General features: G+C 71.2%; 26 protein-coding genes, 1 tRNA gene and 2 pseudogenes. 11 read left to right on the forward strand and 18 right to left on the reverse strand.

Annotated elements, in window-relative coordinates:
* Nucleotides 1-143: 143 nt before the first annotated feature.
* Nucleotides 144-632, reverse strand: a pseudogene (locus ABT154_RS33985) (TerD family protein); the annotation flags it as partial.
* A 143-nt stretch (nt 633-775) separates the two neighbouring features.
* Between ABT154_RS33985 and ABT154_RS33990 the strand changes: the two are divergent.
* Nucleotides 776-1,459, forward strand: a complete 684-nt coding sequence (locus tag ABT154_RS33990) for a hypothetical protein (protein ID WP_502969588.1) — start codon at nt 776-778, stop codon at nt 1,457-1,459.
* Nucleotides 1,460-1,522: 63 nt separating this feature from the next.
* Here the strand turns inward: ABT154_RS33990 and ABT154_RS26180 are convergent, their stop codons facing one another.
* Together ABT154_RS26180 and ABT154_RS26185 are read right to left on the reverse strand one after the other, a co-directional pair.
* The gene (locus ABT154_RS26180; protein WP_351859640.1) at nt 1,523-1,957 is read right to left on the reverse strand and encodes a nucleoside deaminase; all 435 of its coding nucleotides are present in this window, start codon (nt 1,955-1,957) and stop codon (nt 1,523-1,525) included.
* Nucleotides 1,954-2,772 (reverse strand): LLM class flavin-dependent oxidoreductase, encoded by an 819-nt coding sequence (locus ABT154_RS26185; protein WP_351859642.1) that lies wholly within the window; start codon nt 2,770-2,772, stop codon nt 1,954-1,956. Before ABT154_RS26185 ends, ABT154_RS26180 begins: the two co-directional genes overlap by 4 nt.
* Nucleotides 2,773-2,865: 93 nt before the next feature.
* On the opposite strand from ABT154_RS26185, the gene ABT154_RS26190 reads away from it, so the two are divergent.
* Nucleotides 2,866-3,321 carry an Lrp/AsnC family transcriptional regulator gene (locus ABT154_RS26190; protein WP_351859644.1) on the forward strand — a complete coding sequence of 152 codons (456 nt, stop codon included), beginning with the start codon at nt 2,866-2,868 and terminating at the stop codon, nt 3,319-3,321.
* Between the two features lie 221 nt (nt 3,322-3,542).
* Here the strand turns inward: ABT154_RS26190 and ABT154_RS26195 are convergent.
* A tRNA-Thr gene (locus tag ABT154_RS26195) sits at nt 3,543-3,616 on the reverse strand.
* Between the two features lie 182 nt (nt 3,617-3,798).
* Between ABT154_RS26195 and ABT154_RS26200 the strand changes: the two genes are divergently transcribed.
* From ABT154_RS26200 to ABT154_RS26210, 3 genes are all read left to right on the forward strand, one after another.
* Nucleotides 3,799-4,896, forward strand: coding sequence for an ABC transporter ATP-binding protein (locus tag ABT154_RS26200; protein WP_351859645.1), 1,098 nt, complete (start codon nt 3,799-3,801; stop codon nt 4,894-4,896).
* 232 nt (nt 4,897-5,128) lie between these two features.
* A complete protein-coding gene (locus tag ABT154_RS26205) occupies nt 5,129-5,539 on the forward strand; it encodes a hypothetical protein (RefSeq protein WP_351859647.1) in 411 nt (136 codons plus the stop codon).
* 67 nt (nt 5,540-5,606) lie between these two features.
* Nucleotides 5,607-6,323: a nucleotidyltransferase family protein gene (locus ABT154_RS26210; protein ID WP_351859648.1), complete on the forward strand. Its 717-nt coding sequence runs from the start codon at nt 5,607-5,609 to the stop codon at nt 6,321-6,323.
* 114 nt (nt 6,324-6,437) lie between these two features.
* Here the strand turns inward: ABT154_RS26210 and ABT154_RS26215 are convergent, their stop codons facing one another.
* Complete coding sequence (locus ABT154_RS26215; protein WP_351859650.1) at nt 6,438-8,006, reverse strand: DoxX family membrane protein; 1,569 nt, start codon at nt 8,004-8,006, stop codon at nt 6,438-6,440.
* Between the two features lie 162 nt (nt 8,007-8,168).
* Here ABT154_RS26215 and ABT154_RS26220 point away from each other — a divergent pair, with 162 nt between their 5' ends.
* Entirely contained in the window at nt 8,169-9,806 is a 1,638-nt protein-coding gene (locus ABT154_RS26220) for a hypothetical protein (protein ID WP_351859651.1), read from the forward strand.
* A 75-nt stretch (nt 9,807-9,881) separates the two neighbouring features.
* The gene (locus ABT154_RS26225; protein ID WP_351859652.1) at nt 9,882-10,514 is read left to right on the forward strand and encodes an NUDIX hydrolase; all 633 of its coding nucleotides are present in this window, start codon (nt 9,882-9,884) and stop codon (nt 10,512-10,514) included.
* A gap of 172 nt (nt 10,515-10,686) precedes the next feature.
* Here ABT154_RS26225 and rlmB read toward each other — a convergent pair whose 3' ends face one another.
* The 5 genes from rlmB to ABT154_RS26250 all read right to left on the reverse strand — a co-directional run bounded on the left by rlmB (nt 10,687) and on the right by ABT154_RS26250 (nt 15,296).
* Nucleotides 10,687-11,643, reverse strand: a complete 957-nt coding sequence (gene rlmB / locus ABT154_RS26230) for a 23S rRNA (guanosine(2251)-2'-O)-methyltransferase RlmB (protein WP_351859653.1) — start codon at nt 11,641-11,643, stop codon at nt 10,687-10,689.
* Nucleotides 11,644-11,719: 76 nt separating this feature from the next.
* Nucleotides 11,720-13,120, reverse strand: coding sequence for a cysteine--tRNA ligase (gene cysS / locus ABT154_RS26235; RefSeq protein WP_351859654.1), 1,401 nt, complete (start codon nt 13,118-13,120; stop codon nt 11,720-11,722).
* Nucleotides 13,121-13,184: 64 nt separating this feature from the next.
* Nucleotides 13,185-13,754, reverse strand: coding sequence for a 2-C-methyl-D-erythritol 2,4-cyclodiphosphate synthase (gene ispF / locus ABT154_RS26240; protein ID WP_351859655.1), 570 nt, complete (start codon nt 13,752-13,754; stop codon nt 13,185-13,187).
* Entirely contained in the window at nt 13,744-14,493 is a 750-nt protein-coding gene (ispD, locus tag ABT154_RS26245; RefSeq protein ID WP_351859656.1) for a 2-C-methyl-D-erythritol 4-phosphate cytidylyltransferase, read from the reverse strand. The genes ispF and ispD overlap by 11 nt, the downstream gene beginning before the upstream one ends.
* A 320-nt stretch (nt 14,494-14,813) precedes the next feature.
* Complete coding sequence (locus ABT154_RS26250; RefSeq protein WP_003953493.1) at nt 14,814-15,296, reverse strand: CarD family transcriptional regulator; 483 nt, start codon at nt 15,294-15,296, stop codon at nt 14,814-14,816.
* A 632-nt stretch (nt 15,297-15,928) separates the two neighbouring features.
* Here ABT154_RS26250 and ABT154_RS26255 point away from each other — a divergent pair.
* The gene (locus tag ABT154_RS26255; RefSeq protein ID WP_351859657.1) at nt 15,929-16,519 is read left to right on the forward strand and encodes a DUF461 domain-containing protein; all 591 of its coding nucleotides are present in this window, start codon (nt 15,929-15,931) and stop codon (nt 16,517-16,519) included.
* A 116-nt stretch (nt 16,520-16,635) separates the two neighbouring features.
* Here ABT154_RS26255 and phoP read toward each other — a convergent pair whose 3' ends face one another.
* Complete coding sequence (gene phoP, locus ABT154_RS26260; RefSeq protein WP_466728736.1) at nt 16,636-17,307, reverse strand: two-component system response regulator PhoP; 672 nt, start codon at nt 17,305-17,307, stop codon at nt 16,636-16,638.
* Nucleotides 17,308-17,312: 5 nt separating this feature from the next.
* Nucleotides 17,313-18,542: a two-component system sensor histidine kinase PhoR gene (gene phoR, locus ABT154_RS26265; protein ID WP_317873245.1), complete on the reverse strand. Its 1,230-nt coding sequence runs from the start codon at nt 18,540-18,542 to the stop codon at nt 17,313-17,315.
* 264 nt (nt 18,543-18,806) lie between these two features.
* Between phoR and phoU the strand changes: the two genes are divergently transcribed.
* Both phoU and ABT154_RS26275 read left to right on the forward strand, forming a co-directional pair.
* A complete protein-coding gene (phoU, locus tag ABT154_RS26270) occupies nt 18,807-19,487 on the forward strand; it encodes a phosphate signaling complex protein PhoU (protein ID WP_317873246.1) in 681 nt (226 codons plus the stop codon).
* Between the two features lie 132 nt (nt 19,488-19,619).
* On the forward strand, nt 19,620-19,772 hold the full coding sequence (locus ABT154_RS26275) for a hypothetical protein (protein WP_351859660.1): 153 nt from the start codon (nt 19,620-19,622) through the stop codon (nt 19,770-19,772).
* Between the two features lie 55 nt (nt 19,773-19,827).
* Here ABT154_RS26275 and ABT154_RS26280 read toward each other — a convergent pair whose 3' ends face one another.
* From ABT154_RS26280 to ABT154_RS26290, 3 genes are all read right to left on the reverse strand, one after another.
* The gene (locus tag ABT154_RS26280) at nt 19,828-20,313 is read right to left on the reverse strand and encodes a GNAT family N-acetyltransferase (protein WP_351859662.1); all 486 of its coding nucleotides are present in this window, start codon (nt 20,311-20,313) and stop codon (nt 19,828-19,830) included.
* A gap of 163 nt (nt 20,314-20,476) precedes the next feature.
* Nucleotides 20,477-20,683 (reverse strand): hypothetical protein, encoded by a 207-nt coding sequence (locus ABT154_RS26285; RefSeq protein ID WP_351859663.1) that lies wholly within the window; start codon nt 20,681-20,683, stop codon nt 20,477-20,479.
* A 39-nt stretch (nt 20,684-20,722) separates the two neighbouring features.
* On the reverse strand, nt 20,723-21,481 hold the full coding sequence (locus tag ABT154_RS26290) for a phosphoglyceromutase (protein ID WP_351859665.1): 759 nt from the start codon (nt 21,479-21,481) through the stop codon (nt 20,723-20,725).
* 125 nt (nt 21,482-21,606) lie between these two features.
* Between ABT154_RS26290 and ABT154_RS26295 the strand changes: the two genes are divergently transcribed.
* The gene (locus ABT154_RS26295) at nt 21,607-22,917 is read left to right on the forward strand and encodes an MDR family MFS transporter (RefSeq protein WP_351859667.1); all 1,311 of its coding nucleotides are present in this window, start codon (nt 21,607-21,609) and stop codon (nt 22,915-22,917) included.
* 65 nt (nt 22,918-22,982) lie between these two features.
* Here the strand turns inward: ABT154_RS26295 and ABT154_RS26300 are convergent.
* From ABT154_RS26300 to mshA, 3 genes and pseudogenes are all read right to left on the reverse strand, one after another.
* Nucleotides 22,983-23,338 (reverse strand): annotated as a pseudogene (locus ABT154_RS26300) (hypothetical protein); the annotation flags it as partial.
* Between the two features lie 23 nt (nt 23,339-23,361).
* The gene (locus ABT154_RS26305) at nt 23,362-23,904 is read right to left on the reverse strand and encodes a type III secretion system chaperone family protein (RefSeq protein ID WP_351859669.1); all 543 of its coding nucleotides are present in this window, start codon (nt 23,902-23,904) and stop codon (nt 23,362-23,364) included.
* Nucleotides 23,897-25,264, reverse strand: a complete 1,368-nt coding sequence (gene mshA / locus ABT154_RS26310) for a D-inositol-3-phosphate glycosyltransferase (RefSeq protein WP_332435589.1) — start codon at nt 25,262-25,264, stop codon at nt 23,897-23,899. The genes ABT154_RS26305 and mshA overlap by 8 nt, the downstream gene beginning before the upstream one ends.
* Between the last annotated feature and the right edge of the window lie 8 nt (nt 25,265-25,272).

A 25,272-nucleotide genomic window follows, 5' to 3' on the forward strand; every position in this document is an offset into this window, starting at 1 on the left:
CGCTCACCACCCACCGGACCCACCGTCCGGTGGCCGGTGGGTCCGGTGGCCGACGGTCACCCGCCCCACCACCGGGTGCGCGGCGGTCACCCGCCCCACCACCCGGTGCGCGGCGGTCACCCATCCCTCCGGTGACCGCCGCGTCACTCCACCTCGATCCCGAAGTCCCCCACCAGCTCCTCAAGACCGCCCCCGTACCCCTTCCCGCCGAGGACGAAGCCCCAGTCGCCCCCGGCGCGCCGCCGGAAGGACCCCAGGACGAGCGCCGTCTCGCCGGGGCGGCCGTCCGAGACGACGAGCCGTTCGAGTTCGACGCCGGAGTCGTCGCGCAGCCGGATGCCCGCATCGGTGAACTCCCCGAGATCGGCATCGGGGTTCACCTCGGGGTCGACGGCGGCGACGAGGACGAGACGGTCGGCGTGCGCCGGAAGCCGGTCGAAGCCGACCCTGACGGCCGCCCGGTCGCCGGGCGGGGCGGCCACGGCGGCGACCGAACCATCGGGTGTGGAGGGGGTGTTGAAGAACACGAACCACTCGTCGCCGAGGACGCGGTTACCGGCGCAGACGAGGGCGCAGACGTCGAGGGCGGTGGACCCGGACCAGACCATGCCGAGCAGGTTGAAGTCGGAGTCGGCCTCCACGGAGGCGGACGGGGAGGCGGAGACGGCGGCGACGAGTTCGAGGTTGAGCCGGTCGAAGGCGGCCCGCTCGACGACGACGGAGGCGACGCAGACGCGTCCGGCGCGCCCGGTGGCGGGGTCGACCCCGCCGATGTGTGGCCGTTGAGGGTGACGGTCTCCAGGGTGCCGAACCGGTCGGCGGCGAAGAGTTCCCGTACGGCGAGGAGGACGCTCTGGGCGAGGACGTCGCGGTAGAGGGCGCGGCGCTGGGTGACGGGCCGGGGAACTTCCTTCTCCTGGTCGGTACCGGGCGGGTACTTCACGCCCCTGGCGTCGGCGTCGCGCTGCTGCCGGTAGGCGGCCCGCTGCTCGTGAGCGACAAGTCTCCCGGACGGAGGGCGTGTTGTCCGCCGGCGGGGCGTACTGTCGGCGGGGTGGAGGAGACAGCCATGGGCCAAGCGCCGTACGTCCGGTTCCAGGGAACGGTGAGGCACCCACGGGGCCACTTCCCGGGCGTCTTCGTCCTCGCCAACGAACTGGCACGCCAGGGAAGGCTGTCGGAGGCGGAGTACCGCTTCTGGAGAACGAACAACGACTGGTACGACACCCACTACACGAACCCGACGGACGTGGACCCCCGGATCTACGCCCCGGAGGTGAACCCGGGAGCGGTGGCCTGGTTCAAACCGACGGCCCACCACCTGATCACCCGAGTGGACGGCTACCTGACCCTGCTGGCAGCCCACGGCATCGAATGCCACCGCCTGGAATCCAGGAACCCGGGGAGAATCCTGTACGAGGACGAACACCAGATCGTGGTGGCCCCTGCTTCCCCGTAGAACCGAAACCGAAGCTGCGGGGAGGGCTTGATGTGGCAAGGGGCCGTTGGTCGGCGCTCCCGGTTACGCCTGGTGGTAGTCGTCGATGGGAGCGCGTGCTTCGTCGAACAGGGCCGGTCCGTCCTGCGCCACCGTCGGCCAGGCGCCTGACTTCGGGTTGAGTTCGATGAGTTGCTCGGTGGAGAGCGCGTAGACGACCCGGCCGAGTCCGGAGCGGATGATGCCGCCGGCGCACATGGAGCACGGCTGGCAGCTGGTGTACAGGGTGGTGCGTACGGCGGTGTCAGGGGCGAGTTCACGCGCCGCCCAGCGGGCGAGTTTCAGTTCCGGGTGGGCGCTGATGTCGTTGTCGCGGCGCACCGTGTTGTGGGCTTCGGCGAGGATCGCGCCGTCCGGGCCGGCCAGCAGGGAGCCGTACGGCGCGTCGCCGAGGGTGGTGGCGCGGGCCGCGATGGCGATCGCGCGGCGCAGGAGAACCGCGTCGGCGGTGGTGATCACGATGGGTTCCTCCACTGGGTGGCCACGGCGGTGAGCGTCTGCCAAGCCGCGTGGGGCCGGCGGGTCTCCTCCGGGTCTCCGTGGTACGGGTCGAGCAGGACGGTGTCGGCGCCGAGCCGGCGCAGTTGGTCGAGGTCGTCGAGGATCTGCTCGAGGGTGCCGGTGCCGGCGAGCCGCTCGGGGTCGTTGATCGGTGTGGTGGTCAGCCGCAGGGCGATCCGGGGCGCGAGCGCCGGCAGCGAGTGGTTCGCCAGGGCCGAGCGCAGTTCCGGAAGGGTGACCCGCAGCGGGTGCCACGCGTCGCCGAACCTGATGGCACGTCGGATCGCCGCCTCGCTGTTGCCGCCGACCCAGATGGGGATCGCGGCGGTGAGGTCGTCGGCCTCCTCGCGCCAGGCCTTCCGCAGGGTGACGAGGTGCTCGTCGGTCAGCCTGCCGCGCGCGGTGAACGGCACGCCGAGCGCCTCGAACTCCTGACGCGCCCCGCCGATGCCCACCCCGAGCACGAGCCGGCCGCCGCTGAGCTGGTTGAGGTTGGTGGCCATGCGCGCCACCAACAGCGGATGCCGGTAGGGCAACACGAGCACGGTAGTGCCCAGCCGCAGCCTGGTGGTGATGCCGGCCAGCCAGGACAGTGTGGTGAACGGCTCGTAGAACGGCTCCGGGTACCGCACAGCCACGTCCGGGGTGACGGCCACGTGATCCGACACCATGAGGAGGTCGAAGCCGAGCCCCTCCACGATCCGGGCCCACTCGCGCAGCACACCGGGATCCGTTCCAGGCCCGAAGTTCGGTACGTTGACGCCAAGTTGCATGATCGTAGGCTATCCCTGCGATCACGGAGCATGGAAGCCACTTCTCCCGGCTACACCCGTGTTCTCCCGGTGAATTGCCGGTAGATTCGGGCCATGGCAGTGAATCTTGACGACGTCGACTGGGCGATCATCGACGAGTTGCAAAGGGAGGCACGCATCTCCCTCAGCGAGTTGGGGCGGCGTGTGAGCCTCAGCTCCTCGGCCACCACGGAACGGGTGCGGCAACTGGAGGCGATGGGCATCATCGTCGGCTATCACGCCGTGATCGACCTGGCCAAGGTCGGCTACCCCGTGCTCGCCGTCGTCCGGTTGAAGTACCCGGGCAACCACCACCAACCGTTGCGCCGGCTGCTCGCCGAGCGACGGGAGATCCTGGAGTGCCTACGCACCACCGGCGACGACTGCTACACCCTGAAGGTGGCCGCGACCTCCATGGAGCATCTCGAGACACTCATGGACGAGCTGGCCGGGTTCGGCAGCACGACCACGAGCGTCGTCTACAGCCAGACGCTCCCCTGTCGCGGACCCACCCGACCTGAGCATCGGTGAGGTGGCGCAGCGCAGTGGTCCGAGCGTCCACGCGGTGCGGTTCCACGAACATGGGGATCGGCTCCGTGAGGTCCTGGGCGACACCGACACCGACACCGACACCGAAGCTTGATCGACAGCTCCTGTTGCTGGGCACACGCAAACGGCCCCGGACGAGGAGTCCGAGGCCGTGCAGGGCGCCGCCCGGGGAAGAAATCCCACGTCGGCGACACCTCGCGCAGAGCCCCCTGTCGGGTTCGAACCGACGACCCCCGCTTTACAAGAGCGGTGCTCTGGCCAGCTGAGCTAAGGAGGCAGCCAGTGCAGTGTAACCAACGCGGCCGCGGCGACGGTCGGAAATCTCACGGGGCCTTGAGTGCTGACAGAACGGGCACCGGCAGGTAGCGTCACCTGCGGTTCACCCAGGTGGACTAGACCTCAATCCTTCCTTTACTCGGATCGTCCGGCACGTTCCTGCCGGTGAAGGGACACACCACCATGGCTTCCGTCACTTTCGACAAGGCGACCCGGATCTACCCCGGTGCCACCAAGCCCTCCGTCGACCAGCTCGACATCGAGATCGCCGACGGCGAGTTCCTCGTCCTCGTCGGGCCCTCCGGCTGTGGCAAGTCGACCTCCCTGCGCATGCTCGCGGGCCTCGAGGACGTCAACGCCGGCTCCATCCGCATCGGTGACCGCGACGTCACGCACCTGCCGCCCAAGGACCGGGACATCGCCATGGTGTTCCAGAACTACGCGCTGTACCCGCACATGACCGTCGCCGACAACATGGGCTTCGCCCTCAAGATCGCCGGCGTCAACAAGGCCGAGATCCGCGCCAAGGTCGAAGAGGCCGCGAAGATCCTCGACCTCACCGAGTACCTGGACCGCAAGCCCAAGGCGCTCTCCGGCGGCCAGCGCCAGCGTGTCGCCATGGGCCGCGCCATCGTGCGTGAGCCCCAGGTCTTCCTCATGGACGAGCCGCTGTCGAACCTCGACGCCAAGCTCCGTGTCTCCACCCGTACGCAGATCGCCGGTCTGCAGCGCCGTCTCGGCATCACGACCGTGTACGTCACGCACGACCAGACCGAGGCGCTCACCATGGGCGACCGCGTCGCCGTCCTCAAGGACGGTCTGCTCCAGCAGGTCGACTCCCCGCGCAACATGTACGACAAGCCCGCCAACCTCTTCGTCGCCGGCTTCATCGGCTCCCCCGCCATGAACCTGATCGAGGTCCCGATCACCGACGGCGGCGTGAAGTTCGGCAACAGCGTCGTCCCCGTCTCCCGTGACGCCATCGCCGCCGCCTCCGCCAACGGCGACACCACCGTCACCGTCGGCGTCCGCCCCGAGCACTTCGACGTGCAGGGCCCCACGGGCAAGGACGGCCTCGCCGTCACCGTCAACGTCGTCGAGGAGCTCGGCTCCGACGGCTTCGTGTACGGTTCCACCCGCGTCGGCGGCGAGGACAAGGACCTGGTCGTCCGCGTCGGCGGCCGTGACGTCCCGTCCAAGGGCACCACGCTGCACGTCGTGCCGCGCGCCGCCGAGCTCCACGTCTTCTCGACGTCGACGGGCGCCCGCCTCAGCGAGTGACCCCGTAACGAAGGCACCCCAGCCCCGCTGGCCGAACGGCCCCGCATCCACCCGGATGCGGGGCCGTTCGCCCATCTGCCGCGCAAGTGGTGGTTTACCCTGGAAAACCCCGGCATTCTGGGCCCACCCCCACCCTCCGCGTCAACACGGGATTCGAAAAGCCGCCTCGAACCATCCCTCGCGAGAGTGACTAAATGTCGCCATATCACTACCGGCCGCTACGCTCGCCTGCGTGACGCACACTGCCCGCCGTATCGGCCGCTCTCTCGCCCTCGTCCTGCCCGTCGTCCTGGTGCTCTCCGGAACGCTCGCGGTGTCCGCCGTTCCGTGGGCCGGCCAGGACTCCGGGACCCAGCTGACGGCCTCCTCCTCCGACGTCTCCGTCCGCGCCAAGCCCCGCGCCCCGCAGGACGTCCTGCGCGACCAGCTCCTCGCCGAGCTCCAGGAGAAGGACCCGGGCACGGCCCTCACCCACCTCCAGCGCGAGGTGGAGAACCGGCCCTCGCTCGCCAAGCACTGCATGTCCATCGCCCGTTCCCTCGGCCGGGCCGCCGTCGAGCAGTACGGCCCCACCCGCGCCCAGTCCTTCTCCCGCCCGGTCTGCGACACCTCGTTCGCGACCGGCGTGATGCGCGCGAGCTGAACCGCCGGACGCTGAGCGCCGTCGCGCGTCCGGACCTCGCGCGTACGGGGCGCCTATCGTTCCCCGTATGCACACCTCTCCGACGCAGGCCGTGGTCCTGGCGGGCGGCCAGGGCTCACGGCTCCGCCCGTACACCGACGACCGCCCCAAGCCGATGGTCGAGATCCCGGGCACCGGGACCCCGATCATCGGCCATCAGCTTTCCTGGCTGGCCGCCGAGGGCGTGACCGACGCCGTCGTCTCCTGCGGCCATCTCGCCGAGGTGCTCCAGGAGTGGCTGGAGGGCGCCGACCTCCCCCTCAAGGTGACCACGGTCGTCGAGACCGAGCCGCTGGGCCGCGGCGGCGGCCTCAAGTACGCCGCCGGGCACCTGCCCGCGCCCGACCAGCCCTGGTACGCCACCAACGGCGACATCTGGACCCGGTTCTCGCTGCGCGAGATGGCCGCCTTCCACACCGAGCGCGACGCCCTCGCGACGCTCGCCCTGGCCCGCCCCCGCATCCCGTGGGGCGCCGTCGAGACCGACAACTTCGGGCACATCACCGACTTCATCGAGGCGCCGCCCTCGCCGTTCCTCATCAACGCGGGCGTGTACGTCTTCTCCGCCGCGTTCACCGAACTCCTCCCCGACCTCGGCGACCACGAGCGGACCACCTTCCCCCGTCTCGCCCGCGAGCGGCGCCTCGCCGGGTTCCCCCTGCCCCAGGGGGCGTACTGGAGGGCCATCGACACCGCCAAGGACCTCACGGAGGCCGCGAAGGAGCTCGCCGCCCAGCGGGGCTGAGCCGGAGCCGCACAGACAGGCACCGGCACAGGGGAAGCCGGCACAGAGAGAACAAGAAGGCGGCACCGCGCAGAACGCGGTGCCGCCCTTTCCGTACGTACGGGGCCGGTGTCCTCAGCCCAGCAGGCCGCCGATCGGGTTCTTCGCCCCACCGGTCGTCGAGCCGGGCTCCGACGGCGTGTCCGTCGTCCCCCCGGACGAGCCGCCGCTCGACCCGCTCCCCGTGCTGCTCGGGGTGTCGCTCGTGGACGGCGGCGGCGCGGGCTTGGACTGCGCGGGCGTACGGGTGGTGCCCGTGCCGCTGCCCTCGGTGGAGGTCGGGCGCCGCTCCTGCGTCCGGGGCGACTCGCGGGTCGTCTCGGTGGGCCGGCTCGTCTCCTCGGTCTTCTCTCGCTTCGCGGGGGCCTCGCTGGTCGCGGCGGGCTCGGGCGCGGTGGACGCGGCCTCGGAGGGGGCGCGGCGGGTCGGCTCCGTGGGGAGCGGGCGGCCGGGGAGGTGGTTGATCGGGTCGTCGTTGGGGCCCGGGACGGTGATCATCTCGGTGGAGCGGACGGCGCCGCCGAGGACGGAGCCGATGAGGAGGGTGAGGCCGACGACCACGGAGGCGAGGAGGGTGCTGCGGCGCACGACGCGGCGGCGCAGGTCCCAGAGTTCGGCGCGGGGGCCGAGGGTGCGCCAGGCCTCGCCCGCGAGGCGGCCGTCGAGGGAGTAGACCGGGGCCCCGGCGATGATCAGCGGCGACCAGGCGGCCAGGTAGATGATGTCGGCGGAGTCGTAGACCGGGACGGTCTTCCAGCTGACGGTCAGGATGAGCGCCGCGGAGAGCAGGGCGCCGACGACGGCCGCGACGCGCTGCCAGAGGCCGAGGACGGTGAGGACGCCGACGACGACCTGGAGGAAGGCGACGGTGAGTCCGGCGCCGACCGGGTGCTGGAGGGCGAAGTCCCGCAGGGGTTCGGCGAGGGCCCAGGGGTGGAGGGAGTTGAGCCACTTCACCATGGAGCCGCGCTCGCCGCCGTCGAAGTAGACGGGGTCGCAGAGCTTGCCCATGCCCGCGTAGATGGAGATGAAGCCGAGGAAGACGCGGAGCGGGAGGAGGACGACGCCGAGGTTCATCCGGCGGCCCGGGTAGTAGGCGTGCCGGACGCTGTCCTGACCGTGGCGCTGGGCCGTCCGGCCGGGCGTCTCGCCGTCCTCGTACGCCTCCGGTCCGGTGGTCCCGGGCCGCATCTCGTACAGGTCGTCGTACGCGCCCTCGGCGCGGCGCATCGGCGGCAGCAGCGGGCCTTCGGCGGGCACCACGGGGGTGGGCATGGTGTCGTCGAAGCGCGGGACGGCCTGGGTGGAGCCGGCGGCGGGACCGCCCCGGCCGCCGTGGCCGACCGCGGGGTCGAGCGTGGAGACGGACGACTCGCGTACGGCCTGGAGGAGACCGGTCGCGCCCGGTGCGGACTTCCCGCTCCACACGACGGGGCGACGGCGCGGTCCGCCCGCTCCCGCCGCTCCGGACAGGGCTGCGATGCGGGCGCCGGCGCCGAACTTCGGCTGCGGGGCCGGCGCGAGCCGCACACGGAAGCTGGCGTGGTTCACGATCACCTGGGCGGGATCGGAATCCACCTTGACCATGCTCAACGCGGGCTGATCGTCGAACCCCGGCCGGGGCGTTCTGGTGTCCACACTCATCTAACCGAGTGATCTGGGTTTAGGACACTGCCTTGACGGATCGCAAATGTCCGAGACCCGTCAAGATCAACGCCGGAACGGGAACCTCCAGCAGGTCACGGGTCGTCACTTCTTCCTAGAATCAGAAGAGTTGACCCGGCCCACGCACGAGGGAGCGCAGCCATGACCGATCCCGCCCCGCGACCGGGGACCGAACAGAGCCCGGACGCCGCACTCGACCGCGTACCGGCGCCCCGGTCCCCCCAGGACTCCGCGCCCCCCACCGCCGCCGGAACCCCCGACACCCCCGCCGCTTCCCTCGCTCCCGTACGGGAGTCCCACCAGCTCGTCTTCGGGGACCTCCACGACTACCCGGTGATGGCCCAGGCCCTCGACAACCAGTGGATGCCCGCCGATCTGGCGAGCGCCCGCCAGCGCGCCTCCGCGCCCGCACGGCCGCCCGTGGAAGCCGTCGAAGCGGCCTCCGCCGAGCTGCGCCGCTCGCTCGTGAACAGCGGCACCCTGGTGGTCAACCGCGCCTTCTTCCTCAACAACGAGGCGCTGTACGCGAACTACCTGCCGTCCGCCGACCCGGTGGAGCGGGAGGCGTTCGTCCGGCTCCTGAACGACAAGGCGCTGATCCCGTACCTGTACACCGAACGGCACCCCGCCGAGGGCTTCGCCTGGGCCCACGACCGGTTCGTCGGCCGCGCCTGGCGCGAGCTGGTGACGAACGAAGCCGACCCCGCCCTGGTCCGCTTCGACTGGGACGACGAGTCCAACCGCGGCAAGGCCGGCCAGATCGGCAACTTCTTCTCCTCGAACCTCTCCCTCCTGCGCCGGCTGGAGGCCGGACAGCTCGCCAAGGACCTCGGCATCCCGGAGGAACTGGCCCGGTCCATGCGCGAGGGCGTCCTCAAGGACATGTACTTCTGGGCCGGCGAGCAGGACAACGACCGGGACATCACCCGCAACGCCGTCTACGAGCGGTTCATCACCCGGCCCGGCACCGATCCGTACCAGAACCTGCTGCGCGAGGGCGATCACGTCGTCCCCACCAAGCAGCTGGTGGACCTGCTCTACAGCCTGGGCGTGCCCCGGGCCGCCGGGGTGATCCCGCTGACCCCGCCGGACTCCCCGCCCCGCTCGACGCTCCAGGAGCTGCGCACCGACCTGCGCCCCCGCGACGACGACCCGGAGGCGATCGGCCTGCTGCTGCGCGATCTGTTCGCGGACGCGCTGCACCGGGCCGTGGACGGCCCGAACTCGTACGCCGGGCTCTCCCTCGCCGACATCAACCGGCTGCGGCGGGAGGAGGAGTGGCGGGCGTACGTGGACTCCCTCGACGCCTTCGTCCGGGGCGGCGGCTTCGACAACGGGCGGATCCCGTCCCCGGAGGAGTTCGCCGCGGGCACCACCGAGGTGGCACGGCGGCACGCGCGGATGCTGAAGACCGCGCGGGCGACGAGCGCCAGCGGCAGCGGCGGGTACACCCGGGACATCGTCACGGCCCTGGTGGTCGAGGCCGGCGGGGTCGCCCTGCAGATCACCAGCGGCGAGGAGGTGTCGCTCGTGGCGGGGCTGGTCCAGGGGCTGACCGCGGTCGCCGGCACGCTGACGATCCGGCTGGAGTTCTTCGACCGGGGCGCGAAGAGCCGGCGCGGAGGACTCGGGCACTCGCTGACATTGCCGTCCCTGCGGCTGGGCAACCTGAAGCGGGACTGGGAAGCGATCCTGGGGGCGTACGGCGGCCCGGTCGTCCGGACGGGGCGGCCGGTCGGCGGACTCCGCCAGGCCGACCAGCAGCGTCAGCCCGACTGAGCAGGGGCACGGGAGCGGGCACCCGCACCGGGCACCGGAACGAACCGGCCGGAGGGGCCGGGAAAGGCAGGGCCCATGAGCAGGGAGCCCGCGAACCGCTACGCGCGACTGCGCGCCGAGCGGCCGGAGCTGTTCCGCAACGAGCCGGGCGGCATCGAGATCCTCAGCGACCCTGCGGCGGTCGCGGCGGCCGGCGGGGTGCTCTACCAGGACCCGTACGTCCTGCTCGTCCGGGACCCGGTGCGCTTCCCGGACGGCCGGGAGGGCACGTACATCCGCTCGATGAGTGCGGCGCCCGAGCCGGGCTGTGTCGTACTGCCGCTGCTCGGCGACCGGATCGTGCTGATCGAGCACTACCGGCACGCCACCCGGTCCTGGCAGTGGGAGCTGCCCCGGGGCTTCGGCACCCGGGGCCTCACGGGCGAGGAGAACGCCGCGAAGGAGCTGGACGAGGAGATCGGGGCGCGGGTGCGTGAGCTCATCCCGCTCGGCGAGCTGCATCCGGACAGCGGGATGACGGGCGACCGGGTGCTGCTCTTCGCGGCCCGGATCGACGGGATCGGCCGGCTGGCGGAGTCGGAGGCGATCCGGAGTTCGCTGACGCTCCCGTTCGCGGAGGCGGAGGCGATGATCGCCGACGGCCGGGTCACGGACGGCTTCACCATCGCCGCGATGACGCGCGCCCGCCTGGCAGGCCTGACGGCCTGAGGCGGGCGCGGGTACGCATGCGGGTACCGATACGGCGGGTCGGGCGCTGAACCGGATCGGGCCGGGTCAGCGCCTGAGCCGGGTAGGGCGCTGAGCCCGGTCGGGCCGGGGCCCGATGCCGCGGGTCGGGCACCGAGCCCGGTCGGGCCGGGTCAGCACCTGTCGCGGCAGGTCAGCCCATGCGGCGGCGGGCCGCCTCGTACAGCACCACGCCCGCCGCGACACCGGCGTTCAGCGACTCGGCGCCGCCCGGCATCGGGATGCGGACGAGGTAGTCGCAGGTCTCGCCGACCAGGCGGGACAGGCCCTTGCCCTCGGAGCCGACGACGATGACGACCGGGCCGGACAGCGCCTCCAGCTCGTGGACCTTGTGCTCGCCGTCGGCGGCGAGGCCGACGACGGTGATGCCGGCCTTCTGGTACGCCTCCAGGCAGCGGGTCAGGTTGGTGGCGCGGGCGACCGGCGTACGGGCGGCGGTGCCGGCCGAGGTCTTCCACGCACCGGCGGTCATCCCGGCGGCGCGCCGCTCGGGGACGACGACGCCGTGACCGCCGAACGCGGCGACGGAGCGGACGACGGCGCCGAGGTTACGCGGGTCGGTGACGCCGTCGAGCGCCACGATCAGCGGGTCCTCGTGGTGGTCGTACGCCGTCGCGGCGAGGTCCTCGGGGTGCGCGTACTCGTACGGCGGGACCTGGAGGACGAGACCCTGGTGGTTGAGGCCGTTCGTCATCCGGTCGAGCTCGGGGCGCGGCGCCTCCATGATGTTGATGTTGCCGCGGCCGGTGGCGAGGTTCAGGGCCTCGCGCACGCGCTCGTCGTTGTCGATGAACTGCTGCACGTACAGCGTCGAGGCGGGCACGCCGTCGCGCAGGGCCTCGAAGACCGGGTTGCGGCCGACGACCATCTCGGAGGTGCCCTTGCCGCCGCGGCGGGCGACGGGCTTGCGCTTGGTCACGTTCCGGGCCATCGCGTTGGAGACGCGGAACGCCTTGTGGCCCTTGCGGTTCTCGGCCTTGGGGGTCGGGCCCTTGCCTTCGAGGCCCTTGCGCCGCTGGCCACCGCTGCCGACCGTCGCACCCTTCTTGTTGGACGTGCGTCGGTTCCTGCGCTGGCTGTTCCCGGCCATGACTACCTGTTTCCTCTACTGACGTACAAAGTCTGTAATTGAAGTGTGCCGCCCGGTGTCCCGAGCGGCACGTCTTCTAACGGTTGCCCAGCGTCCAGCGGGCGCCGTCGGGGCTGTCCTCGATGGCCAGCCCGGACTGGTTGAGCTGGTCGCGGATCGCGTCCGCCGTCGCCCAGTCCTTCCGCTCGCGGGCCGACTCGCGCTGCTGGAGCACGAGCCGTACGAGGGTGTCGACGACGCCGTGGAGCTCCTCGCCGCCACTCGTGTCCTCGGCCCAGTGCGGGTCGAGCGGGTCGAGGCCGAGGACGCCGAGCATGGCACGGACCTCGGCGAGGCGGGCGATGGCCTCGTCCTTGTCGTCCGCGGCGAGGGCGCTGTTGCCCTGCCGGACGGTGGTGTGGATGATCGCGAGCGCGTGCGGCACGCCCAGGTCGTCGTCCATGGCCTCGGCGAAGGCCGGCGGCACCTCGTCGGCTGGGGCGACGGTCGCCCCGGCCTTCTCGGTGGCGCGCTGGACGAAGCCCTCGATACGGGCGAACGCCGACTCGGCCTCGCGCAGGGCTTCCTCGCTGTACTCGATCATCGAGCGGTAGTGCGGGGTGCCCAGGTAGTAGCGGAGGACGATCGGGCGCCAGTTCTTCACCATCTCGGACACCAGCACGCTGTTGCCGAGCGACTTCGACATCTTCTCGCCGCTCATGGTGACCCAGGCGTTGTGCACCCAGTACCCCGCGAAGGAGTCGCCGAAGGCCTTGGCCTGGGCGATCTCGTTCTCGTGGTGCGGGAAGATCAGGTCGAGGCCGCCGCCGTGGATGTCGAAGGCGGAGCCCAGGTACTTGTGGGCCATGGCCGAGCACTCCAGGTGCCAGCCGGGCCGGCCGCGGCCCCAGGGGGTCTCCCAGTCGGGCTCGCCCGGCTTGGTCGCCTTCCACATCGCGAAGTCGCGCGGGTCGCGCTTGCCGGTGATGCCGTCCTCTGAGGGCTGGCGCAGGTCGTCGATGTCCTGGTTGGACAGCTCCAGGTAGCCAGGGAAGGAGCGCACGTCGAAGTAGACGCTGCCGTCGGCCTCGTACGCGTGACCGCGCTCGATGAGGCCGCGCATCATCTCGATCATCTCGGGGACGTGCCCGGTGGCGCGCGGCTCGTAGGTGGGCGGCAGGCAACCGAGGGCCTCGTAGCCCGAGTTGAACGCGCGCTCGTTCTCGAAGCCGATGGACCACCAGGGGCGGCCCTGGTCCGCACCCTTGGCGATGATCTTGTCGTCGATGTCGGTGACGTTGCGGATGAACGTGACGTCGTAGCCGCGGTACGCGAACCAGCGGCGCATGATGTCGAAGTTCAGCCCCGACCGGATGTGCCCGATGTGCGGGGCCGCCTGGACGGTGGCGCCACAGAGGTAGATCGAGACGCAGCCCGGCGTGAGCGGGGTGAAGTCACGGATCTGCCGGGCGCTGGTGTCGTACAGGCGAATAGTCACCACTCCAGGGTAGTGGGCGTGTGGTAGTGCCCCGATACCCAATCCGCGTCTCCGATGACGTTTTTCACCCGGCACCGGGGCCTGCCGGCCCTTCAGGGGCCCCCGGGCCGCGCCCGGACGGGGGCTGACGGGCGTCCACCCGGTAGACGAGGGCGGTCGCGAGCGCCGCCAGGCCCTCGGCGCGACCCGTCAGGCCGAGCCCGTCCGTGGTCGTGCCGGAGACGGAGACCGGCGCCCCGGCCGCCTCGCCGAGCGCCTTCTGGGCCTCGTCGCGCCGCTTGCCGACCTTGGGGCGTACGCCGATGACCTGGACGGCGATGTTGCCGATCTCGTACCCCTCGGCGCGGACGATCCGGGCGGCCTCGGCGAGCAGGGTGACGCCGGAGGCGCCGGACCACTCGGGGCGCGAGGTGCCGAAGTGGGCGCCGAGGTCGCCGATGCCGGCGGCGGAGAACAGGGCGTCGCAGGCGGCGTGGGCGGCGACGTCGCCGTCGGAGTGCCCGGCGAGGCCGTACCCGTCGCTGTCGGGGCCTTCCCAGAGGAGGCCGGCGCACCAGAGTTCGCGGCCCTTCTCGAAGGCGTGGACATCGGTGCCGATGCCGGTACGGGGGAGATTCATCGGCTCAGAAGCCATCGTTGGCCCTCCTGCGGGCGAGTACGGCCTCGGCGAGGACGAGGTCGAGGGGACGGGTCACCTTGAAGGCCTCTTCGTGGCCGGGCACGACGACGACCGGCGCGCCGAGCCGCTCGACCATGCCGGCGTCGTCGGTGGCGCCCTCACCCGTCGGGGCGATGGTGGCGTGGGCGTTGACGAGGGTGTCGTGGTCGAAGCCCTGCGGGGTCTGGACGGCGCGGAGCCGGGCCCGGACCGGGGTGGCGACGACCTGCTCGGGGTCGCCCGGCTTCTCGGCCGGCTCGACCTCCTTGACGGTGTCCGCGAGGGGCAGCGCGGGGACGACGGCGACGGCCCCGTCCCGTACGGCCTCGATGACGGCGTCCACGGTGTCGACGGGGACGAGCGGGCGGGCCGCGTCGTGGACGAGGACGGTGGTGACGCCCTCGGGGAGCGCCTGGAGGCCGAGGTGCACGGACTCCTGGCGGGTGTCACCGCCGGGGACGACGAGGTAGTCGGTCCGGTCGGGGAGGGCGTGGGTGTCGAGGAGGTTCTTGACCTCGGCGGCACCGTCGGAGGGGGCGACCACGACGACCAGCGAGACGGCGCGGGAGGCGGCCATCGCCCGGACGGCGTGGATGAGCATGGGGGTGCCGTTCAGCGCGCGCAGCGCCTTGGGGGCGCCCGGACCGAGGCGTACGCCCCGTCCGGCCGCCGGGATCACCACAGCGGTACGAGGAGGACGCGCATCGTCTGACATCGGTTGCACTCCGGCAGGTTTGTTTCCGCGGCCGACATGGGTATGGCCTCACCGTGCCGGACGCCGAGCCTTGACCGGGCCCTTTCCGTGACGACGGTCGAGGCTTCGACGCCCAGGGCACAGGGGTTCGGACATGAGTGAGCAAGAGGGGGACGGGGACGCACGTACAAGCGTGCGCGTACGTGGCGTACGCGCACATGACCATGCGTACATGAATATGCCGCAGCGCCCGGCAGCAGCACTGTGTGGATCACAGTGCGCCAACGGGCACCACGGCATCATTTCACTTGGTAGCGCGCTCGGATGTCGTCAGAGCACGCTCAGGACGCGAGGACCTCGTCGAGGAGAGCCTCGGCCTTGTCCTCGTTCGTGTTCTCCGCGAGGGCCAGCTCGCTGACCAGGATCTGCCGAGCCTTGGCGAGCATGCGCTTCTCACCGGCGGAGAGACCGCGCTCGCGCTCGCGCCGCCACAGGTCGCGGACTACTTCGGCGACCTTGATGACATCGCCGGAGGCGAGCTTCTCGAGATTTGCCTTGTAGCGACGGGACCAGTTCGTCGGCTCTTCTGCGTACGGTGCGCGCAGCACCTCGAAGACCCGGTCCAGCCCGTCCTGACCGACCACGTCGCGAACACCGACGAACTCCGCATTGTCCGCCGGCACACGAACCGTCAGGTCGCCCTGCGCGACCTTGAGCACCAAGTAGGTCTTGTCCACGCCTTTGATCTGGCGAGTTTCGATGGCCTCGATCAGCGCGGCCCCGTGATGGGGATAGACCACGGTGTCGCCAACCTTGAACGTCATGTGACAGGTACCCCTTCCGTGGCTATCCAGGGTAACACGGATACAGCTTCTTCTGAATGGCGTTTTCGCAGGTCAGGGCATATCTCAGGGCTTGACAACAGCAACACGATCGTGCTGCGGAGGGCTTCCGGAAGGCGGTATTCGCAGGTCGGAGCGGCTGCGCGGACGGAGAGAAACGCGCACACTACACCTACTCGGAGGTCCTCGAAGATGGGGCGATGCCCCGGTTTGTCTGCTTCGGAGCGACCTTCTTCGCCTACTCCGTTCGAGGATCGTCCACCCGTACGGATGCATCGCGGGGTGATTCCGCAATTGATCAGCCGAGCAGGGTCCGGGATTTACCGGAGGTACGGCTCCGGGGAATGCGGGGGCGCCTCGAATTGATCAAGGCGCTTATGTGAACAACAGGTCAATGGGTCGTGATCCAGCCACATCGGCCGACACGCGGCGGGGCGGCCCGCTCGGCCGCCGGACCGCCCCCGAGACGCCCGTGGGCGCTTAGGGGCGGGTCGAGTGCGGGACGGAGAGTAGGGCTCGGTAACCTAAGCGCGCTGACGCACCTTTGGTCGGACCTTGGTTCCGAAGCCTGTCCATAGCTAGCCCGTCCGTACGTCATAGGAGATGCCGCCGCCGTGAGCCGCAGCCTTCGACGCGGCGCCCTCGCCGCCACCGCCATCGTGTTCTCCATCGCCGCGCTGTCCGCCTGCGGGGCGGGCAACGACGCACAGACGCTCGGCGTCCGGCCGGACAACGCCGCCGTCACCGTGGACGACGTCAAGATCCAGAACGCGCTGGTGATCACCCAGCCCGTACTCGGCGCCAAGGGCCCGGCCGCGGTCTCGGCCACCGTCTTCAACAACGGCCGCCTGCCGCAGACCCTCGACGCCATCAGCCTGCCCGGCAGCCGCGCCCTGGTGAAGCTGACGCCGGCCGGGGGCACCGGCCCGATCACCGTCCCGGCCGGCGGCTCCGTCGTGATCGGCGGCGAGGGCAACGCCTCCGCCATCATCGAGAACGGCAGCGAGTCCGCCCGCGCCGGCGACGCGCAGGAAGTCGTCTTCAAGCTGAGCCGGACCGGCGACGTGAGCCTGAGCGCCTTCGTCGTCCCGGCCACGAGCTACTTCAAGGACTTCGGCCCGACCGTGATCCCGGCGCCCCCGGGCACCGGGCCCTCCGCCTCCGCGACGCCCTCGGGCGAGGCGAGCCACGCGGCCGGTCACTGACCGTACGTCCACGTGAAGGGCGCCCTCCCCGACCGGGGAGGGCGCCCTTCACGTATGCGTGGCGTGCGAGGCCGGAGAGCCGCGTCCGCGCCACGGATCGGCCTCGTGACCGGGGTCTACGGCTCGAACTTGTAGCCCAGGCCCCGGACCGTGACCAGGTAGCGCGGGGCGCCCGGGTCCGGCTCGATCTTGGCGCGCAGGCGCTTGACGTGGACGTCGAGGGTCTTCGTGTCGCCCACGTAGTCCGCGCCCCACACCCGGTCGATGAGCTGCATACGGGTCAGCACACGGCCCGCGTTGCGCAGCAGCATCTCCAGGAGGTCGAACTCCTTCAGCGGCAGGTCGACCTTGCCGCCCGCGACCGTCACCACGTGGCGGTCGACGTCCATCCGGACCGGGCCGGCCTCCAGGGCCGCCGGGGTGACCTCCTCCGGCTCCCCGCGGCGCCGCAGCACCGCGCGGATGCGGGCGACCAGCTCCCGCGAGGAGAAGGGCTTCGTCACGTAGTCGTCGGCTCCTATCTCCAGCCCGACGACCTTGTCGATCTCGCTGTCCTTGGCGGTCACCATGATGACCGGGACGTTCGAGCGGCCGCGCAGCTGACGGCACACCTCGGTACCCGGCAGCCCGGGAAGCATCAGGTCGAGGAGGACGAGGTCGGCCCCGTTGCGCTCGAACTCGTCGAGACCGTCGGGCCCGGTCGCCGCGACGGCGACCTCGAAACCCTCCTTGCGAAGCATGTAGGACAGGGCGTCGCTGAAGGATTCCTCATCCTCGACGACGAGCACTCGGGTCACGGAAGGACCTCCGGGGCAGGAAGCGGTTCGGTCATGAGATCAGGGGTGGGGGACGAGGCGGGCCGGCGGTCCCGTACGGCGCCCGCCTCGGGCAGCCGCAGGGTGAAGGTGGAGCCCTGACCCTCGGTGCTCCAGACGGTGACCTCCCCGCCGTGGGAGGCGGCCACGTGCTTGACGATGGCCAGTCCGAGTCCCGTACCGCCGGTGGCACGGGAACGGGCCGGGTCGACCCGGTAGAAGCGCTCGAAGACGCGCTCCTTGTCCTTGTCGGGGATGCCGATGCCCTGGTCGGTGACGGCTATCTCGATCAGGTCGCCGGACGGGGCGGCCACATGGCGGGCGGCGATGCCCACCCGCGTACGGGCCGGTGAGTAGTTGACCGCGTTCTCGACGAGGTTGCCGAGGGCGGCGGCGAGCTGGCCGCGGCTCCCCCAGACGCGCAGATCGGCGTCGCCGCCCGAGACCATGGTGATCTGCTTGGTGGAAGCGGTGTGCCGGGAACGGTCGATCGCCTCGGCGACCAGTTCGTCCACGGACACCGGCTCGGAGTCCTCCAGCGGGTCGTCGTTCTGCACGCGGGAGAGGTCGATCAGCTCCTGCACGAGGTTGGTGAGGCGGGTCGCCTCAATCTGCATCCGGCCGGCGAAGCGGGTGACCGCCTCGGGGTCGTCCGAGGCGTCCATGACCGCCTCGGAGAGCAGGGAGAGCGCCCCCGTCGGCGTCTTGAGCTCATGGCTCACATTGGCGACGAAGTCGCGCCGTACCGCTTCGATACGGCGGGCCTCGGTGAGGTCCTCGACCAGCAGCAGCACGAGTCGCGAGCCCAGCGGGGCGACCCGGGCGGAGACGGCGAGGGCCTCACCCCGTCCGGTGCCGCGCCGGGCGAGATCCAGCTCGACCTGCCGTATCTCCCCGTCGCGGCGGGTGTCGCGGGCCATGTTGAGCATCGGCTCCACGGCCAGCTTCCCGCCCCGGACCAGGCCGAGTGCGTACGCCGCCGAGCTGGCCTTCACCACGGAGTCGCTCTCGTCGAGCACCACCGCGGAGGAGCGCAGCACGGACAGCACGGTATCGACGCCGGGCGGGAGCACGGCGTCGGTGTGCAATGAGGTTCGGGTGGGTCTCGCCTGGTCGCGTTCGCTCCAGCGGAACGCCAGCATGGCGATCACGCCGGTGCACACTCCGGCGATCGCGGCCAATGCGGCGACCGCCGCGTTCACGTCCATGCCTCAAGGTTATGCGGGCCGACGGACACTCTCCCAGCCGTCCGAGTGGCTGCTCGAACACTCGTCGCTCAGAGTTCACCCTCAGGACCGGGCCGGTTCACTTGTCCTGGGAGGGGTGGTGGCGCACGTAGCCCAGAGTTCACCTAGGGGAAAGAGATGGTTCATGTGTGCGGGTGGAACCGGACGCGTACAGGGCCGAACGTGGGAGCGTGGGGGTCCGAAGCCCCACCCGGACCCCGGAGCATTGCGTAGAGAGGGACATCCATGCGGGACGCGTACCACGAGGAACTTGACTCGATCGGCGAGGGCCTGGTCGAGATGGCCCGACTCGTCGGGTCGGCGATCGGGCGCGCCACGACGGCGATGCTCGACGCGGATCTGAAGCTCGCGGAGAGCGTGATCGCCGCGGACCAGAAGGTCGACGACCTCCAGCACGACCTGGAGGCACGCGCGATAGCGCTGCTCGCCCGGCAGCAGCCGGTGGCGACGGACCTGCGCATCGTGGTGACCTCGCTGCGCATGAGCGCCGACCTGGAGCGCTCGGGCGACCTGGCGCAGCACGTCGCGAAGCTGGCGCGGCTGCGGTTCCCCGAGACGGCGGTGCCTCGGGACCTGCACGCGACCATCCTGGAGATGGGGCAGCTGGCGCAGCGCCTGATGGCGAAGGCGGCGGAGGTCATCATCACCAAGGACGTCGACCTGGCGCTCCAGTTGGAGCAGGACGACGACGAGATGGACCTGCTGCACCGGACGCTGTTCCAGCACCTGATCGACGACCGCTGGAAGCACGGCATCGAGACGGCGGTCGACGTGACGCTGCTCGGCCGCTACTACGAGCGTTTCGCGGACCACGCGGTGTCGGTGGCGAAGCGTGTCGTGTACCTGGTGACGGGCGAGCACGCGGACGAGCTGCAGGCGGCGGACGCGCCGGTGGAGGGGGCGTAGCCCTGTCGCGGTGGGGGGGGTGGGGTCCACCGTAGGGGCCCGCGCGCGGGCGCCGATGCGCCGTTGATGCGCCGGTCCGAGTGGGCATGCAATGGGGGGAGGCGATGTGCGCCTCGAAAGGGAGGGACCTCCATGGCCGAATCCCCCATGACGACCGACTCCGGGGCGGAGGCGCCGCGCGACGCGGTGCAGCTGCCCGTACTGGGCGCCTGCGGGTGCGGCTCGGGCTGCGGCTGCGGCTGCCAGTCGGGGTCGCCGTGCCAGTGCGGTGGCTGCTCGGGCTGACCTGAACCGAGGGGGTGGGGTGCGGAATCGTCCGCGCCCCACCCCCTTGCCCTTCCTACGCTCCTCGCACTTCGTCCAGCTCGAGTACGCCGACGGTCTCGTCGCCGCTGGTCTCGCCGGTCGGGCGGAAGCCGAGCCGGTGGTAGAAGGCGCCGGGGCCGTCCTCGCCGGGTTCCCAGGTGACGTACAGCCGCTGTTCGCCGCGGCGCAGCAGTTCGTCGCGGACGGCGTCGACGGCGAAGCGCCCGTACCCCTTGCCCTGTGCGTCGGCGGAGATGTTGAGCCGCCAGAGACCGCTGCGGCGGTCGTCGGGGTCCTTCTTCTCGTTCCACCGGATGCCGAGGAAGGCCATCAGGAAGCCGACGAGCCGGTCGCCGTCGAAGATCAGCCGCGGCCAGGCGGTGGCACCGAAGGCGTAGGCCTCGGCGAGGGAACGGGCGACGGGGGCGACGTTCCGCTCCTGGTGGGGGTGGACGCGCAGGGCGAGGGCGGCGTCGATGTTCGCGGGGGTGATCGGCTCCAGGCGGAGTGACGTGCTCATGGGCTGGACGGTAACGAGTCGGCGGGGCGGACGCGGGTGAATATCGGGCGCCGGCGTGCTGTGCGCGTATGGGGGTCGGGGGAGCGCGGGCGGGCGGTCGGTCCAGGGGGGGGGAACGGGCCGGTCGGGCGAGCGGCACGGTCGAGCGGAAGCGACGGCGGCGTTACGGCGTGAACACCTGCTCAAGGCGGTGGATGGCGCCGTCGTCACCGACCGTGTACCGGAAGACGAGACCCGAGTCGGGGTGGGCGTCGACCCAGTCGATCAGCTCCTGGACCCCGATGCGCTTGTTCTCGGCGCTGGTGACGACCGGGTCGGTGACGATGACGTACGCGGCCTGGTCGAGGGCACGAAGAAGCCCCCGCCCCACGGGGAAACCGCGGGACGGGGGCCTTCTCGTGCGTCAGGGCTACTTCTTGCCCTGGTTCTTGACCGCCTCGATGGCCGCCGCCGCGGCCTCCGGGTCGAGGTAGGTGCCGCCCGGGTTCAGGGGCTTGAAGTTCTCGTCCAGTTCGTATGCGAGCGGGATGCCCGTCGGGATGTTGAGGCCCGCGATGTCCGCGTCCGAGATGCCGTCCAGGTGCTTCACCAGGGCGCGGAGGCTGTTGCCGTGGGCGGCGACCAGGACCGTGCGGCCGGTGAGGAGGTCCGGGACGATCGCGTCGTACCAGTACGGGAGCATCCGCTCCACGACGTCCTTCAGGCACTCCGTGCGCGGGCGCAGCTCCGGCGGGATCGTCGCGTAGCGCGGGTCGTGCGCCTGCGAGTACTCGCTCTCGTCCGAGAGGGCCGGCGGCGGGGTGTCGTACGAGCGGCGCCACAGCATGAACTGCTCCTCGCCGAACTCGGCGAGCGTCTGCGCCTTGTCCTTGCCCTGGAGCGCGCCGTAGTGGCGCTCGTTGAGGCGCCAGGAGCGGTGGACCGGGATCCAGTGGCGGTCCGCGGACTCCAGCGCGAGCTGGGCGGTGCGGATGGCGCGCTTCTGGAGGGAGGTGTGCAGCACGTCGGGCAGCAGGCCGGCGTCCTTGAGCAGCTCGCCGCCGCGCGTCGCCTCCTTCTCGCCCTTCGCGGTGAGGTTCACGTCCACCCAACCGGTGAACAGATTCTTCTCGTTCCACTCGCTCTCGCCATGGCGGAGGAGGATCAGCTTGTACGGTGCGTCGGCCATGCGTACGAGCCTAATGGACCTCTGACGATTGACGCGCGCAGTCAATTCGCTGGCGTCCGGCACATGAGATGCGTAAGTTACGACTGCCGTCAGTGGGACTTACATATTCAGGGGGCCTGCCACACATGTCCATCGACTCGCTCAGACGATCAGCCCGCGAGACGGTCTCCGGGCTCCCGCAGGGCTTCTGGTGGCTCTGGCTGTCGACCTTGGTCAACAGGACCGGGGCTTTCGTCCTGACTTTCCTCTCCCTCTATCTGACGGTCGAGCTCGGGCACTCCGCCTGGTTCGCCGGACTCGTCGTCGCCCTCCACGGCCTCGGCGGCGTCGCGGGATCCCCGCTCGGCGGCGCGCTCACCGACCGCTGGGGCCGCCGCCCCACCATGATCACCATGCACCTCGCGGCCGCCGCCAGCGCCGCCGCCCTCGCCGTCGTCACCAGCGCCTGGGCCATCGCGACCGTCGTCCTCCTGATGGGCGTCGCCATGCAGGCCGTCCGCCCCTCCATCAACGCCACCATCGCCGACATGGTCCCCGCCCACGAGGTGCGCCGGGCGTTCGCCCTCAACTACTGGGCCCTCAACCTCGGCTTCGCCATCGCCTCCATCGGCGGCGGCGCCGCGATCTTCCTCGGCTACCGCACCCTCTTCGTCGTCGACGCCGTCGCCACCACCCTGTGCGCGGTCATCGTCTTCCTCCGGCTCCCCGAGACCCGCCCCGAGGCCCGCACCGACAAGGCTGGCGAGCCCGTCGTCGAGGCGAAGGTCAGCATGCTCACCGTGCTGCGCGACGCCCCCTTCCGCACCCTCGTCCTGCTCAACCTCCTCGTCTGCCTCGTCTTCACCGCCCCCTGGATCGGTCTGCCGCTCACCATGGCGGACCAGGGCCTCTCCCCCTCCTCGTACGGCGTCGTCATCGCCGTCAACGGCGTCGTGATCGTCGGCTTCCAGCTGCTCGTCAACCGGCTCACCGACAAGCGCTCCCCGGTCGTCCTGCTCACCCTCTCCTCCCTCCTCTTCGCCCTCGGCACCGGCGCCACCGCCCTCGCCGGCTCCTCCGTGGTGGCCTTCGCCGCGACCGTCGTCGTCTGGACGGTCGGCGAGATGATCCACGTCCCCACCAACGCCGCCGCCACCGCCCGGCTCGCCCCCGAGCACGCCCGTGGCCGCTACCAGGGCGTCATGGGGATGTCCTGGGCCGTCGCCGGTTTCGTCGCCCCGATCGGCGCGGGCGCGATCGTCGACGGTCCCGGCCCGACCGTCCTCTGGGCGGCGACCTTCACCATCGGCGTCATCGCCGCCGTCGGGTACTCCATCCGGCTGCGCAAGGCCCTCTCCGAGGAGACGGCCACCGGAGCGGACACCGCCGCTGACGACGCCGCAGAGATCAATGGCGCCACCGGCACAGAGCAGCCCGTCGCTCCCGTCAGCGCCTGAGTGCCCGCTGCGCCTCGTACAGGGTCCCCGGCCGTACCGATCCCGGGCTTCCCCGGAGTGGGCGCCACCCCGGAGTGGGTGAGCGGCGCCACCCCGGAGACGAGTCGGGGGTCCCACTCGGGGCGTACGTCGAGGGGGAGCGGACGTTCCAGGGTGGCCTTCCCGCCGCGTACGGCGGTGATCCTCACGGGCCGCTCGTAGGGGACGTAGCTGGTCAGCTTCGTCTTGTCGTCCCAGGTGTACGCCTCCGCTCCCGGGCCGCCGCCCGCCATGTGCTCCAGGAGGGTGTGGCCGGCATCGTCGGCCAGCCGGAGGACCACCAGTTGACCGCACGTCAGGGCGGAGGGGTCCTCGACGGTCACTGAGCGGTCGCACCCCGGCGGGCCGGGCGGACGGCGGTGAGCGTGGTCCACTCCTCGCGCAGGTACTCGTCGATCCGAGCGGTCAGTCGCCGCGCTGCTCGGACGGCTTCCGGGACGGCTTCTGGGACGGCTTCTGGGACGGCTTCTGGGTCAGGTTCTTGAACGCGTCGAGGTTCCGGGTCGACTCGCCGCGCGAGACCCGCCACTCGTACTCCCGCCGGATCGCCGAAGCGAACCCCAGTTCGAGAAGCGTGTTGAAGTCGCCGTCCGCCGCCTCCAGGACCGAGCCGAGCAGCCGGTCGAGTTCCTCGGGCGTGACGGCGGAGAGCGGCAGCTTGCCGGCGAGGTAGACGTCGCCGAGGCCGTCGACCGCGTAACCCACCCCGTACAGCTTGAGGTTGCGTTCGAGCAGCCAGCGGTGGACGCCCGCCTCGTTCTCGTCCGGGTGGCGGATGACGAAGGCGTTGAGGGAGAGGGAGTGGCGGCCCGCCCGGAGCGAGAGCGTGGTGAACAGCTTGCGCGTGCCCGGGAGCTTCACGACGTACGAGCCGGGCTCCGGGGACTCCCAGTCCAGCTCCGCGTCGTTGAAGGTGTCCTCGATGATCCGCCGAACGTCCTCAGCCATGGTGGGAGCGTACGCGACGGCGGTTCTCCCGCAGCCGGTGGTCGTGCATGGCGGCCGTGTACACGTCCGCCGTCCCCGAGGCCGCCGTGTCCCAGCCGAAGGACCCCGCGTGCAGGGCCGCCGCCGCGCCCATCCGGTCCACGAGCGAGGGGTCGGCCACGAACCGGCCGAGCGCGCGGGCGTAGTCCGCCGGGTCGTGCCCCTGGACGAGGAAACCGGTCGAGTCGTCCCGTACGGCCACGGGCAGACCGCCGACCGAGGCCGCGACCACCGGGGTGCCGGCCGCCTGCGCCTCGATGGCGACCAGGCCGAAGGACTCGCTGTACGAGGGCATGACCAGGACGCTCGCCGCGCGGAACCAGTCCGCGAGCCGGTCCTGCCCGACCGGCGGGTGGAAGCGCACGACGTCCGCGATGCCGAGCCGGGCGGCCAGCTTCTGCAGGCCCTCCGGCTTCGCGAGGCCGCTGCCGCTCGGACCGCCGACCACCGGCACCACCATGCGCGAGCGCAGCGACGGGTCCTGGTCGACGAGCAGCGCGGCGGCCCGGAGCAGGATGTCCGGCGCCTTCAGCGGCTGTATCCGCCCGGCGAAGACCGGGATGAAGGCGTCCTGCGGCAGCCCGAGCCGGGCGCGGGCGGCGGCGCGGCCGTCGGCGGGGCGGAATCGGTCGAGGTTGACGCCCGGGTGGACGACCGCGATCTTGCCGGGGTCGGCCTCGTAGAAGCGGGCCAGCTCGTCGGCCTCCTCGGCCGTGTTCGCGATCAGCCGGTCGGCGGCGGAGACGATCTGCGTCTCCCCGATCACCCGGGCCGCGGGCTCGGGGGTGTCGCCCTCGGCGAGCGCCGCGTTCTTGACCTTCGCCATGGTGTGCATGGCGTGGACGAGCGGGACGCCCCAGCGCTCGGCGGCGAGCCAGCCGACGTGGCCGGAGAGCCAGTAGTGGGAGTGGACGAGGTCGTAGTGGCCGGGGCGGTGACCCGCCCACGCCTGCATCACGCCGTGCGTGAAGGCGCAGAGCTGCGCGGGCAGCTCCTCCTTGGCCAGGCCCTCGTAGGGGCCGGCGTCGACGTGCCGGACGAGGACGCCGGGGGTCAGCTCGACGACCGGGGGCAGCCCGCCGGTCGTGGCCCGGGTGAAGATCTCGACCTCGATGTCGATGGCGGCGAGTCGTTTCGCCAGCTCGACGATGTAGACGTTCATGCCGCCCGCGTCTCCCGTGCCCGGCTGGTGCAGCGGGGAGGTGTGGACGCTGAGCATGGCCACGCGGCGCGGGGTGCGGTTCCGGCCGGGGAGCCGGAGCCGGGTCGGCGCCGGATGCCGGTGCCGGGTTCCGGCGAACCGGGACACGTACTGGCTCACGTCGGCGG

Source organism: Streptomyces sp. NPDC001728, assembly GCF_040297565.1.
Lineage (GTDB): Bacteria > Actinomycetota > Actinomycetes > Streptomycetales > Streptomycetaceae > Streptomyces.